The organism is Taibaiella soli, assembly GCF_003236175.1.
GTDB lineage: Bacteria > Bacteroidota > Bacteroidia > Chitinophagales > Chitinophagaceae > QKTW01.
This window is the reverse complement of record NZ_QKTW01000028.1, coordinates 102,922-116,232: the sequence shown is the minus strand read 5'-3', so window position 1 is coordinate 116,232 and position 13,311 is coordinate 102,922. Positions and strand designations below refer to the sequence as shown.

9 protein-coding genes are annotated in these 13,311 nt (G+C 45.0%); 7 read left to right on the top strand and 2 right to left on the bottom strand.

Annotated elements, in window-relative coordinates; genetic code table 11:
* Positions 1 to 159: 159 nt before the first annotated feature.
* On the top strand, positions 160 to 1,146 hold the full coding sequence (locus DN068_RS21130; RefSeq protein WP_111000945.1) for a hypothetical protein: 987 nt from the start codon (positions 160 to 162) through the stop codon (positions 1,144 to 1,146).
* A gap of 693 nt (positions 1,147 to 1,839) precedes the next feature.
* On the opposite strand, the gene DN068_RS21125 is transcribed toward DN068_RS21130, so the two are convergent.
* Positions 1,840 to 3,276, bottom strand: coding sequence for an aminotransferase-like domain-containing protein (locus tag DN068_RS21125; protein WP_111000944.1), 1,437 nt, complete (start codon positions 3,274 to 3,276; stop codon positions 1,840 to 1,842).
* A 97-nt stretch (positions 3,277 to 3,373) separates the two neighbouring features.
* On the opposite strand from DN068_RS21125, the gene DN068_RS22005 reads away from it, so the two are divergent.
* From DN068_RS22005 to DN068_RS21100, 4 genes are all read left to right on the top strand, one after another.
* Positions 3,374 to 4,324: an EamA family transporter gene (locus DN068_RS22005; RefSeq protein ID WP_165836479.1), complete on the top strand. Its 951-nt coding sequence runs from the start codon at positions 3,374 to 3,376 to the stop codon at positions 4,322 to 4,324.
* A gap of 63 nt (positions 4,325 to 4,387) precedes the next feature.
* Positions 4,388 to 5,437 carry a branched-chain amino acid aminotransferase gene (locus DN068_RS21110; RefSeq protein ID WP_111000942.1) on the top strand — a complete coding sequence of 350 codons (1,050 nt, stop codon included), beginning with the start codon at positions 4,388 to 4,390 and terminating at the stop codon, positions 5,435 to 5,437.
* A gap of 191 nt (positions 5,438 to 5,628) precedes the next feature.
* Entirely contained in the window at positions 5,629 to 5,985 is a 357-nt protein-coding gene (locus tag DN068_RS21105) for a nuclear transport factor 2 family protein (protein ID WP_111000941.1), read from the top strand.
* An 89-nt stretch (positions 5,986 to 6,074) separates the two neighbouring features.
* Positions 6,075 to 6,509, top strand: a complete 435-nt coding sequence (locus DN068_RS21100) for a GNAT family N-acetyltransferase (protein WP_111000940.1) — start codon at positions 6,075 to 6,077, stop codon at positions 6,507 to 6,509.
* Between the two features lie 117 nt (positions 6,510 to 6,626).
* On the opposite strand, the gene DN068_RS21095 is transcribed toward DN068_RS21100, so the two are convergent.
* Positions 6,627 to 10,367, bottom strand: a complete 3,741-nt coding sequence (locus DN068_RS21095) for an NHL domain-containing protein (RefSeq protein WP_111000939.1) — start codon at positions 10,365 to 10,367, stop codon at positions 6,627 to 6,629.
* A gap of 250 nt (positions 10,368 to 10,617) precedes the next feature.
* Here DN068_RS21095 and DN068_RS21085 point away from each other — a divergent pair, with 250 nt between their 5' ends.
* On the top strand, positions 10,618 to 11,181 hold the full coding sequence (locus DN068_RS21085; protein WP_111000937.1) for a DUF1572 family protein: 564 nt from the start codon (positions 10,618 to 10,620) through the stop codon (positions 11,179 to 11,181).
* A 775-nt stretch (positions 11,182 to 11,956) separates the two neighbouring features.
* Positions 11,957 to 13,189: a helix-turn-helix domain-containing protein gene (locus DN068_RS21080; protein WP_111000936.1), complete on the top strand. Its 1,233-nt coding sequence runs from the start codon at positions 11,957 to 11,959 to the stop codon at positions 13,187 to 13,189.
* Positions 13,190 to 13,311: the final 122 nt, after the last annotated feature.

Genomic DNA, 13,311 nt, shown 5'->3' with positions numbered 1-13,311 from the left:
TTTGAATGTTTTATGCATTTCGATTCATGTAAATACCCCTTCTACAAATAATTCTTTTGCCCTCCGAAGCATGGTAGTTTTGGGTTACAAAGCAAATAACCCGCGGAGAAATGCCGAAAATCCATTTTAAAGAGTAGGCACCCCAAAAAGCAAAACACCATGTACAAATTCCGTTTTAAAAATCTGTATGACATGCACGATAATATCAAAGGTGCATTGGACATTGTAAGCGGCCCGGAAACGATTGATCCGACAATTACTACTGCGGACAACCGCAACTTTTCGCTGCTTGCCATTCTGAAACGCATAGAAAACGGCAGCTGGACTTTATTAAAAGATGCACATGGACTTCCACTGAAATCTGGCGATATCACTGTTCCCGGTGGTGCAGGTGCACAAAATGCCATCGTCATCTTTTTATACGTACAAAGCGGCGGCACAGGACCTGGCACTTTTCAGGGCATTGATGTCTGCACTTTCGCAATGCCGCAAGACATTAGCTTCGTCGTTACAGGCGATGATGATGTGGATGTACAAATTGAAACTACAAATTTACCTGTCGTGATTGCGAGTACCGCGCCTCCGGCTGCCTGGAGCGGTTCCTACCACGTCGATACCTATAACGCAGCCGTACCTGCAGCGGCAACAAAAACGATCACGCTAAAAAGCGATGCACAGATGGGCGGTAATCTTACCAGCGTCATTTCTCTGTTTGACGGCAGTACCGTATCGCCCGCTGGACACCAGATCGGTTTTACATTCCAGGAAAATAATATCTACCTGGTTTGTTACGATGTTCCGCCAACACAGCAGCCTACTTTAGGTAAAACAATCCAGGAAGCTATCTATATGTGGGTTTCTGAAGGGGTGAAAGATGATGGCGGCGGCATTGGTATTTTGAATGGCCATATCATTCATATACCTGGTAACAACCCACTTGCCACCGTATTTGCGCCTTACAACCTTGATGTAATGTCGCAATGGCGTAGCCTGAATGCCGCCTTTACGAAATTGAACGCTTTTTCTCAACAACACGCGAAAGAACTAAGCTCAATTCGCACCGCTACAAGAATAGATGTAAGCCATGTTGTACTGGATAAGAATGTGTTGGTTGATGTGGCTGCAGAGAAGATATTGGCGAAGTAATTTTTCATTTTACAGTGGACCATTGACAAGTATTTCCATTTATCACCAGAGGTTAAACCCACCATGATTTCCGCCATACCGTGGCACTTATCACCCTGAAGAAAACACGAAGCGCCTCATCTGAGGCGCTTCGTTGTTTTATCTGGAGACGTATTTTCGCGGGATCCCTCCTATCGTCGGGATGATAAACAAATGCAAGAACCTGTGTTGAGAATGTGATCAATGTGGCGAATGTGATTAATGTGCTTGCTCATGATTTTTTGTTTCGTTTTGGCTGTACTCGTGTTTGTCACCCTGACTAAATTATATGGTGCCCCTAATCAAAAGACAATGACATCTTGATTTAGCAATAGTCCTTCAAATCTGGCTTCGAACCATCATGCTCCTACTTTTTTTATGCCAAAAAAAGTAGGCAAAAAAGGGCAGTCTAAGCCAGATCACTCCGTGGCTTAGACGGGCGCTCGATTGAGCTTCATTGCTACTGTGCTGCCAAACTAAACGCCTTGAAATTAAACTCAATTTTAAATGTGTCATTGGCACACAGGAAGGTCCCGCATCGTGTGTGCCAATATTATTGCGGGATCCCTCGTTGCCTCGGGATGAAACGCGCGTACGATTCATCACCACAAGCAATTGACGTTTGACGTTTGACATTTGACGTTTCACTAGCATTCCCCATTCACCATTGACCATTCACCCCCTTTTAATAATCCCTCCCAATTTCTTCAATGCCCGCTCCAGCTCTGGCGTCCATTGCATACCGTAGCTGAGGCGCATACAATTTCTGTAACGGTCTTGTGAAGAAAAAATAATGCCTGGCGCAATACTGATTTTATGCAGCATCGCCTCATGATATAATTGATAGGTGTCGATGCTTTTATCCAGTTCTACCCAAAGTATATATCCGCCTTTAGGATGACTTACCCGGGTACCTTCGGGAAAATATTCACCGATTGCGCGAATGTATTGCAGACTGTTGGCATGAAGCGCAGTCCGCATTTTACGGAGGTGGTGCTCATAACGTCCTGTGCCGAGGAAATTTGCCACAGCCTGTTGCTCAGGCGTTGCAGACGTGATGGCGTGATATAATTTCAACTGTTTGATCTGTTCATAATGTTTTCCCGGTGCTACCCAACCTACTCTATAACCTGGGGCCAATGTTTTGGAAACAGAACCACACCAAAGCACATTGCCCTCTTCATCAAAAGTTTTACAAGATTTAGGGCGCTGTTTGCCGAAATATACATCGCCGTACAGATCATCTTCAATAAGCGGAATACCGTGAAATGCCAATAGTTTCACCAGTTCTTTCTTTTGTTCATCAGGCATGCAGAACCCAAGCGGATTACTGAAATTGGTAACAAACAAACAAGCTTTGATATGATGTTTCTCGATGGCTTTGCGCACGTCATCCGGGTCTACACCGGTTTCTGGATGCGTTGGTAATTCCAGCACTTTTAAGCCAAGACTGTTGAGCAGACGAAGCGTGCCAAAATACGCCGGACTTTCGATTGCAATGGTATCACCACGTTTGGTAAGTGCCATCAGACAATAAGAAATTGCATTCATGCACCCAGAAGTAGTAATCAAATCTTCGGGTTGCAGATGTGCGTCCCAGTTGAGGGCCCAACGTGCCACCTGCCGCCGCAATTCTTCATTTCCTCTTACCTGTTCGTAATAAGTAGCATTGGCTCTCGACTCACGCAATGCCCGGAGCATCGCTTTATTGAGCGGGGCCAACGGTAACAGTTCTGGAGCTGGAACGCTTAATGAAAAGCGAGTCACCTTATCATCATGCCAGTCGTCATACACTTCGGAGATGATCGCATCTACATTTTTATTCTGCGCCGTAGGCAAAGGTTTACTCTTATCCGGCTGCTGCGGAAAATGCTGCGTATTGAACCGTACATAATAACCCGACTGTGGCCGCGACTCAACAAGCCCCTTGCTTTCAAGATGATAATAAGCCTGCAGCGTAGTACTCATACTAATGCCGTGCTTTTTACTCAAAGCCCGCACCGAAGGCAATTTATCGCCGATGCGTAAAATATTATCCAGTATCTGGCGTTCAATACTATCGGCCAGATGCAGGTATAAATGCTCCGTTTTCCCGTTCTGCTGCGTTTTCATAAAAAACTGTTCTGGTCGAAATTACCAAAATTGTATCTGTTTTGTTCTTAAAAAATCACTCAAATTTGCCATTGACAGACATTTACTTGCTACTCAAATGAAAAACAATCCGAAAGCTTACATCGCCTTTATTTTTATCTGCATCGTCTGGGGCACCACTTATCTGGCGCTTCGTATCGGTGTGATGCACTTCCCTGCATTTTTGTTTGCGGGCGTTCGTCAGGTGATCTCAGGCGTTCTGCTTTCCGGCATCGCGCTGCTACTATTTAAAAAGGCCGACTGGTCGCGAAAAAATCTGGCGCAGCAAGCGCTCATCGGTTTTTTGCTGATTACGCTGGGTAACGGACTCGTGACCTGGGCCGAAAAAGTGATTCCGAGCGGTATCGCTGCGCTGATTTGTTCTACAATGCCGATCTCTGCGGTCATCATTAATATCACTACCGGCAAGGACAAACTAAATTCACTGATTGGTATCGGTATGCTGCTAGGATTATTTGGTGTTGCTGTTATTTTTAAAGACAATGTTTCCGATCTGAGTAATGCTGATTATTTATTAGGTATAGCCGTACTATTCATTGCCACCACAGCGTGGGCGATGGGCAGTATTATGAATAAGCGCCGGACCGGCGCAGTCAACCCGATCTTTAACTCTGGTCTTCAGTTATTTTTTGGTGGCGTGATTATGTTATTCATTAGTCCGGTGACGGACGATTACAGCACAATCGACATGAATGCCCGGGAAGGCCTATGGGCGCTGGCCTATCTGATCGTATTCGGATCGGTGCTGGCATTTGCGGCCTATATGTATGCGTTGAAAGAATTGCCTGTAGGATTGGTGACGTCTTATGCTTATGTCAATCCATTGGTGGCTGTAGTGTTGGGATATCTGGTGCTCGATGAAACGCTGAACTGGTATACGGCGTTGGCTTTTGTATTTGTGATAGGCGGTGTATACCTAGTCAACAGAGGTTATCGCAAGCAACACGCATTGCAGGAAAAGCTGAATAACGATGCAAAGCTGAACGGTGCTATCGCCACTGAAGCCTAATAGCATTTGTAGTGCCGGGAACAAAAAAATTAAATAGATTTTTCATCATAAAACCTCCAATTTATGGAATACAACATTGCAGTTTCTCCACAAAAAGAAAGGAAAGTAGCAGACACACGTTCGGTGCCTTTTGGCCTGCAACCTACGGAGCACATGTTTATCACGGAATACGCAAATGGTGAGTGGCAATCGCCGCGTATTGTTCCGTTTGAGAATCTGGTGCTGAGTCCGCTGACGCTTTCGCTGCATTATGGGCAAACAGTTTTTGAAGGGATGAAGGCTTTTTATATGGCCGATGGCAAGATTAATATTTTCCGTCCGGAGAAACATTACAACCGCTTTTGCCAATCGCTGGAACGCATGTGCATGCCGAAGGTGCCGAAAGCTTTGTTTATGGAAGCGCTGCATCAGTTTGTGCAACTGGAAACCGACTGGATTCCGCAGGAAGATGATGGTTCGCTGTATCTCCGCCCGTTTATGATTGCTTCGGAAGCCCGCCTTGGCGTGAAGGTTTCTGACGAATATATTTTTATGATTTGCGCCACGCCGGCTTATGCTTACTACTCTAAACCGCTGACGGTAAAAGTGGAAACGAAATATGTACGCGCGGCGGAAGGCGGCACTGGCGCAGCAAAATGCGGCGGTAACTACGGCGCCTCGTTCTATCCGTTTCAGAAAGCGAAAGAAGAAGGTTATGATCAGATTTTGTGGACGGATGCCAAAACGCACCAACTGATTGAAGAATCGGGCACGATGAATATCATGTTTTACATCGATGGAACGCTGATTACACCTGCTCTTTCGGGTACTATTCTGGATGGCGTAACGCGTGATTCTTTGTTGACAATGGCAAAAGAAAACGGTGTAAAAACGGAAGAACGCCAGGTAAGCTGGAAAGAACTGCAGGACGCTTTTGAAGCGGGCAAGCGTGTAGAGGCTTTTGGTGCGGGCACTGCGGCTGTCATTGCTCCGATTGAAACACTGGCAATCGGCGACAAACAGTATCAATGTTATATTGGCGACGATGCTATGATGTATCAGCTCCGTGACGCGCTGTACCGTGTACGTAAAGGAATTGATAAGGATAGTCATGGATGGAATTACGTTCTTTAAGCGTGAATGGTGAATGGTCAATGGGTCAATATCCATGTTTTACCATTTCGATCGCGGACGCGTAAGTGGTCAATGCTCATCTTTAGAATTGCCGCCGTTCATCTCGGCTCAGAGGGTGACAACAGAAAGTAGGGAGTATTGACCATTCACGATTAACCATTAACCATTAACCATTAACCATTCACCAAATCATGATCGACTACAACAATTTCGCACAAGAATGGATTGCGGCATGGAACGCGCATGACATTGAGGCTGTGTTATCGCACTATACAGACGATTTTATTTTGTCTACGCCAATGGCTATGAAGATCGTTCCGGAAAGCAATGGTATTGTTTCAGGAAAAGCTGCGGTGCACAGTTACTGGTCGCAAGCGCTGAAACGTATTCCTGACCTGCACTTCCGGCTAATTAAAGTTTTGACTGGCATCAATGGTCTGGTTATTTACTATACCAATACAGCCACTGGCAAAACGTCGGCAGAGGTACTGCAATTAAATCAAGCAGGAAAGGTGGAAAAAGCGTTTGTGTTTTACGAAAATTTATAAGTGGGGGTAAACACGAGTAACTCACAACTGACCACTCACAATTGACGATTGACCATTCACCCCTACATTTGCCTTGAAAATTGCTGCTTATGATACCTCAAACACTTGAATACAACGGATACCTCATCACTACCGACAAATCGCTTATGAAGCCGGAGCAAATTCATGAATGGCTGGCGAATGAATCTTATTGGGCACAGCATGTTCCTTATGAAACAGTAAAAACAGCGTTTGACAACTCTTTTACGATTGGCATTCTGAAGGACGGTGAACAGATTGGCTATGCACGACTGGTTACGGACTATGCTGTATTTGCCTATCTGGCGGATGTGTTTGTAAAAGAAGCGCACCGTGGTCAGGGGCTGAGTAAAAAAATGATGCAATTTATTCTGGAACTGGACTGGGTAAAGCATCTCCGCCGAATCATGTTGGCTACAATGGATGCACATGGATTGTATGAACAGTTCGGATTTACAGAACCGAAGTTTCCGAAACGATTAATGGAAATAACGAAGAGCAGTTGATAATGGACAGTTGACAATTGGCAGTTATGCTCATTATCCAACTTTATTCTAAATTTTTAAAATGATGAAGCCGTCTCCTTCGAGACGGCTTCATCATTTTATGAAACTAAACCAATCTTATTTTTCTGAGATGGAGAATCTGATGGTGTTATTGTTTCCGTCAGCATTCAATCTTAAGAAGTAATTACCTGCTGGCAGTGCTTTTGGCAGTACAACTGTATACTCAATGCTTCCGTTTACAACAGCTGCATCTTCGCGATAGATTCTTTGACCAATTGCATTAAATACTTCCAATGTAACGGTGCGCTGTGCTTTATCAACCAGCATACCTTTTACCATGAAGTTGCCATCATTCGGATTCGGATACAAACCAAATGAAGCGTCGCCGGCATTTACATTATTAACCGCCGAACTTATTGCTACAACCGGAGCAACGTTGGTAGCGCTATCACCGCAAGCATCTGTATTTTTCATCCAAACGCTGATAATATCGCCATCCACAACATTAACACCAGCTATAGCAGTGTAAGAAGACTGCGTAGCACCACTTATAGCAAGGCTGTTTTTGCGCCATTGATATTGCGGATTAGAACCTGCATTCGCTGCGGCAGCTGTAAACGTTACTGCCTGGCCGGGAGCCAGCAGAGATCCTGTATAACCAGTGATCGCTACTGATGGTGTAACTGGCGGATTAGCGACCATTGTAATGCTGTTACCGCTGACTGTATCCTGACTTGCACAAGCAACATTGCTGATAAGTGTACAGGTTACTATGTCACCGTTTGCAGGCACATAGCTGAATGTATCATTGTTGGTACCAACGTTAGTACCACCTACTGTCCATTGGTAAGCAGGAGTAGTACCACCATTTGTTGCTGTTGCAGTATAGGTTACCAAAGTACCCGAGCAAATATTGTTTTGTCCGTTAATGCTCACTGCAGGCGTAACAGTTGTTGTTACGTTCATTGTATCATTATTGCTGGTTGCTGTTGGCGTAGTTGCACAAGTCACGTTGCTGGTAAGTATACAGGCAATTACATCACCAGCGGCAGGTACGTAGGCGTATGTAGCGGTGCCAGTACCTACGTTAGCACCATTTTTTGTCCACTGATATCCCGGAGCGGTGCCACCATTTGCCGGAACTGCAGTAAATACTACCGAAGTACCGGAACAAATACCATTTTGAGACGCTGTGATGCTGACAGCAGGCGTTACGGAAGTGACTGTATGAATTGTGTCATTATTGCTGGTAGCATTACTTGTTGTCAGACAAACCGCGTTGCTGGTAAGTATACAAGCGATTACATCATTGTTGGCAGGCGTATAAGTGTAAGTAGCTATACCCGTACCAACATTCACGCCATTTTTTGTCCACTGATAAACCGGAGCTGTACCACCATTTGTGGGTGTAGCAGTGATTGTCTCCTGGGTTCCCACACATACGCTGGTCTGAGCTGCTGCAATGCTCACTGTCGGTGTAGCAAGTGCAGTAACGCTGACAACTACCTTGTTGCTGTTTACTGTCGCAGGCATGGCATTCGGATCATTGCTGGTAAACACACAAGTAACGGTATCGTTGTTTGCAGGCGTGTAGCTGAAAGTATTAATACTGGTTCCGAAATTTACGCCGTTGACTTTCCATTGGTAAGAAGGAGCTGTTCCACCGTGAGCGTCGGTAGCTGTAAATGTTATTGAAGACCCTGCGCAGACAGGATTTTGCGTAGTAGCAATACTGATAGCCGGCACAATTGCTGTAGCAACATTAAACACACGGATTCTGCGATTATTAAGATCGGCTACGTATAAATGACCTGCAGTATCGATCGCTACAGCAATCGGGCTATTCAACTTAGCACTGGTTGCCGGGCCGCCGTCACCGGCAAAGCCTGCTGAATTAATACCTGCTACAGTAGTAATAATACCTGTAGACATAGTTAGTTTGCGAATAACATTATTGGTATAATCAGCGATGTATAAGTTACCAAAGCCATCTAATGCCAAACCTTTAGGCGCACTGACTTTAGCGCTGATTGCCGGTCCGCCGTCACCGAAATAACCAGCTGTACCGATGCCCGCTACAGTACTGACAACGCCGGCCGGAGTGATTTTACGGACTCTGTTATTACTGGATTCAGAGATATAAACATTACCCGCTGCGTCTATGGCAAGTCCCGCAGGATTATACAAATTTGTTGCCGTCGGCGCCAATGTGTCGCCGTTATAAGCCGTGCTACCTGTACCGGCAAACGTGGTAATTATTCCTGAAGCATCAACTTTACGAACTCTGTTATTGCTGGCATCAGCGATATACAAGTTACCGGCTGCATCTAATGCTACTGCTGCCGGATAGTTTAAAGACGCACTTGTAGCAGCGCCATTATCACCCGCCATTGCAGCAGAACCGTTGCCGGCGATTGTTGTGATTGTACCTGCCGCATTTACTTTACGGATTTTGTGATTGGATCTATCAGCGATATATACATTACCCGCTGCATCCGTTGCCAGGCCACCCAAAGCATTGAGATTCGCGCTTGTTGCAGGACCGTTGTCACCTGCAGAACCAGAAGTACCGTTTCCGGCAAACGTAGCTATAATACCGGTTGCCGCCGTAACCTTACGAACGCGGTAATTAGCGCCGTCGGAAATATAAACGTTACCAGCTACATCGGCGGCTACGCCTTGAATGCTGTTACCAAACTGCGCACCTGCAGCTGCACCTCCGTCACCGCCAAAACTGACAACACCGTTACCACCAACGGTGGTAATAATACCCGTACCCGCTGTGACTTTACGAATTCTGTCATTGCCCATGTCGGCTACATATAAGTTACCGACAGGATCCATTGCCACCGCATATACCGAGCCAAGTTGCGCATTTACCGCCGGGCCGTTGTCACCAGCAAAACCGGATGCTCCGTTACCCGCAAACGTTGTAATAGTATCCGTCACAGCATCAACTCTACGCACCCTGAAGTTCGTATAGTCCGGTAAATAAATATTACCCGCCGCATCTAACGCGATATTTTGGTAGTTCTGATTAAAGCTGATTTTAGCATTTGTTGCTAATCCGTTGTCACCGCTGTAACCACCAGTTCCGGTACCCGCTATCGTATTAATGACACCATTTGTACCAATTTTGCGCACCTTGTTGTTGTCGCCTACATATATCTGTCCTGCAGCATCTACGGCAAGACCTTTTGGTGCATAAAGCTTAGCCAGTGTAGCTTGCCCTCCATCACCGGTAGTACCTGATCCGTTTCCGCCGGCAACTGTCGAAATAAAACCAGTCGCCGCTGAGATTTTACGAATTCTGTAGTTACCCCAGTCTGCTATGTATAAATTACCCGCGGTATCTACAGCTATGCTAATGGGAGCAGATAACTTAGAAGTGTCGGCACGGCCACCATCGCCGTTAAAGCCGGAAACACCAGTACCCGCCACCGTACTGATAATACCTGTCGAAGCTGTAATCTTGCGTATTCTGTTATTGCTGTAATCAGCGATATACACATTGCCATGAATATCCACCGCCAACGAAGTGGGGTTATTGAGCTGTGCGAGTGCAGACGGACCGCCATCACCGCTAAATCCCTGCGCAATTGCACCGGCTATAACGGTACTCGTTCCGTCGGGAGCAATCTTTCGAACACAGTTGCTCGTATAAATACCGTCGATGACATACATATTACCGGCGGTATCGACAGCAATAGCATTAGGAACCATGGCAAGATTTGTCGAAGTACCTGCCGACCCCGAGCCAAAACCGCCTGCAAAAGTGCTGATGGTTTGTCCGGATGCTTGTTTATTGCATAATAGGGTGCCAAATGCAATGAAACCAATTAGGAATAGTTTTTTCATACCTGAAAAATTGAAATAAGTGGTGAAGCTAGAGCTAATTGGGCGGTATCCACTTCTGAAAAATTCGAATTTCGTTTGGATAAATCTTTAAATTTCAAGCAATAAAATTGGAAGCCGCCGAGGCGAAAAAGACGCTGTCTGGATACTTTTAGCGATTTCGCAACCACAGATGCAGACCAATAATTTGTACCTTGTAACAGCATTCGCCAATCTTCAGCGAACGCCTAACTTCTAAAATCTAACCACTGACATGAACGGTTATTTAAAAAGTGCCAACAGACAATTCCTTTATTATAAAACACTTGCAGATAAAGCAATGGCGCAGATTTCGGATGAACAGCTCTTCTGGATGCCAAATGCCGATTCTAACAGTGTTGCCATTATTGTGAAACACATGTGGGGCAATATGCTCAGCCGCTGGACAAATTTTCTGACAGAAGACGGTGAAAAGGAATGGCGGGAACGTGATGCAGAATTTGACAACGATCTGAAAGGACGTACAGAACTATTGCAGAAATGGGAAGAAGGTTGGAAATGCCTATTCGATGCCCTAGCCAGTATTACCGACGACGACCTCGACCGTATGATTTATATCCGCAACGAAGGGCATAGTGTAATGGAAGCGATCAACAGACAGATTGCGCACTATAGTTACCATGTGGGACAAATCGTTTACATCGGCAAGATCTGTAAAGGCGAAGAATGGCAAAGTCTTTCCATTCCAAGAAATAAATCAAGAGACTACAATCAACAAAAATTTTCACAGGAAAAGGGTGATCGGCATTTTACGGATGAATGGCTTGGAAAAGCTTGACGCTTAAAGCCTAAAGCTTAAAACTGCCCTTATTGTTTTAGAGACGTAACATGTTACGTCTCTAAAACAATAACAAACATCTGATGTTTACATTTCGGCACACCGGCTTCGGTAGAGATGTAGCATGCTACGTCTCTACAAACCATCACAATAAACATCTGATGTTCCTGGCGCCTTCATCGCATTAAAACAATGAAGGCGCTTTCGTTTTTAACAATGTGCTTCTTATTAAATTATCACGGAAAGGCTTTCTGCTTTTGGCTTTTGGCTTTAAGCTTTAGGTTTTGAACCTTGAGCATTTATTGGTAACCTTTTCTTAATCCCCAAGTAACACTACCCCCCTACTTTTACACCTCATACATTTCTTGTAGCACTATAAACACCTAGTACCTACAGAAGGAAGTAAGGTAAAGCGGCAATTTTACATACGCCTTCTGTAGAAGCTGCCTTCGGGCAGCTTCTTTTTTTATAAGTATCAAGCTGTTTTAAGTTGTAAGCGGTAGGTTGTAAGTTGTAAGCCGTAAGTTGTACGTTATAAGTTGTCAATGATAGCAGGCCGTTGTACCCGAAGGCAATTTCAGCGCTAAGCCCCCCGTCAGGGATGGGGTTTTAAGTTGTACGTTATAAATTGTAAATAATACGAGGCAATTTCTCGCGATAAGACTCCCTTCAGGGATGGGGTGAAATACGCACGCTGGAAGTTCTCGTCCTTCGGATGAGTTAGAGTAAGCTTCTTAACGATAAGGTAATAGTCGGTCTATATTTTAGCGCCGTAATGAACTACATAATAGCCATCGGAGTATTCCAATCGATGATTGCCCTCGGTATTATCCGTGCCAGTAAACAGAAACGCGCTGCCGACATTCTGCTGCTCTGGCTGACCATCTGCATCTTCGTACACTTGTCTATCAAGTTTCTCATCTTTACGGTGGTACAATGTGAAGAAATCCGTCACAGTCTCACCACTTTTATCGGGTTCGCTTACGGTCCGCTGTTGTGGATGTTTTCGAAGAAACTAAAAGACGACCGTTATATACCGTTCAAACATTGGTATGTTTTTATTCCCGCACTGCTGGCAGGTATTAGTTATCTCAGTATCGTATTGTATATCGTTGTTACGAATAAGGTACCGCACCAGGCAATTGCCGCCTACAACAATACCACCATCTGGACGATCACTATTAATAATATCATCTTTCCTTTAGCAGCACTTTATAATGCTAAAAGAATTTCCAATTTCTGGGAAGCCGAACGCAGGCTTATCTACCGCATCTGTGCCCTGATGACGATATTTCCTTTCCTGCCATTTGTCAATGCCAGAATGGGCGAAGCTTTCTCGCTCACACCAGATCATGTCAATATCATTGTGCGTTCTATTGCCTACGCAGCCTTGCTGGGCATTACCCTGCTCATTTTTAAATACAGGATTACCCTTCAATCTGAACTAATCATTGCCGATGAACCGAAAGCAGAAACCGAACCTGAAACTATGTATTCGCTACGGCAATTACAGCCAGCCCCTGTAGCGATCGCCATGACAGCAGAAACGGAAGCTGCCCACGAAATTTCTGAAACCGCTGTGCAATGCGAACGCAAATCCATTCTTACTGAAACCCAGCAGGCAAATATCATGCAGAAGCTGCGCCGGCAAATGCAGGAGAAAAAACTGTACAAGGACGATGAACTGACTTTGGAAAAACTCTCCGCTTCGGTAAACATCAGCCGTCATCATCTTTCGGAAGCACTCAATCAATTTGAGCACAAAACCTTTTATCAGTTTGTGAATGAATTTCGGGTACAGGAAATTATTGCAGCCCTGGACAAATGCCGCCGTCAGGAAATCATTCCAAACATTTTAGCGCTGGCAATGGAAGCTGGCTTTAAATCAAAATCTTCCTTCAATCTCTACTTTAAAAAATATACAGGACGCACGCCGACCGAATTTCTCAAAACCAAGCAGCAAACAACTGAAAGCAGCAGCAGTTTCAACATTGCTTTTTCAGGGTAATAAACGTAGCAACGGAGTTTTGATAATATTTACTTAACGAAGCTAAAAAGCTGATTATCAAAACGACCTGGTAGCAATTAATCCAACAGAACGCGTACAGGTATGAGTCGGCGGAGGCGGTC

Excerpts from the sequence above, each read along its gene's own strand:
- DN068_RS21105 (WP_111000941.1), top strand. The coding sequence starts at position 5,629 with ATGATCGACTACAACAATTTCGCACAAGAATGGATTGCGGCATGGAAC.
- DN068_RS21130 (WP_111000945.1), top strand. The coding sequence starts at position 160 with ATGTACAAATTCCGTTTTAAAAATCTGTATGACATGCACGATAATATC.
- DN068_RS21085 (WP_111000937.1), top strand. The coding sequence starts at position 10,618 with ATGAACGGTTATTTAAAAAGTGCCAACAGACAATTCCTTTATTATAAA.
- DN068_RS21095 (WP_111000939.1), bottom strand. The coding sequence starts at position 10,367 with ATGAAAAAACTATTCCTAATTGGTTTCATTGCATTTGGCACCCTATTA.
- DN068_RS22005 (WP_165836479.1), top strand. The coding sequence starts at position 3,374 with ATGAAAAACAATCCGAAAGCTTACATCGCCTTTATTTTTATCTGCATC.
- DN068_RS21125 (WP_111000944.1), bottom strand. The coding sequence starts at position 3,276 with ATGAAAACGCAGCAGAACGGGAAAACGGAGCATTTATACCTGCATCTG.
- DN068_RS21100 (WP_111000940.1), top strand. The coding sequence starts at position 6,075 with ATGATACCTCAAACACTTGAATACAACGGATACCTCATCACTACCGAC.
- DN068_RS21080 (WP_111000936.1), top strand. The coding sequence starts at position 11,957 with ATGAACTACATAATAGCCATCGGAGTATTCCAATCGATGATTGCCCTC.
- DN068_RS21110 (WP_111000942.1), top strand. The coding sequence starts at position 4,388 with ATGGAATACAACATTGCAGTTTCTCCACAAAAAGAAAGGAAAGTAGCA.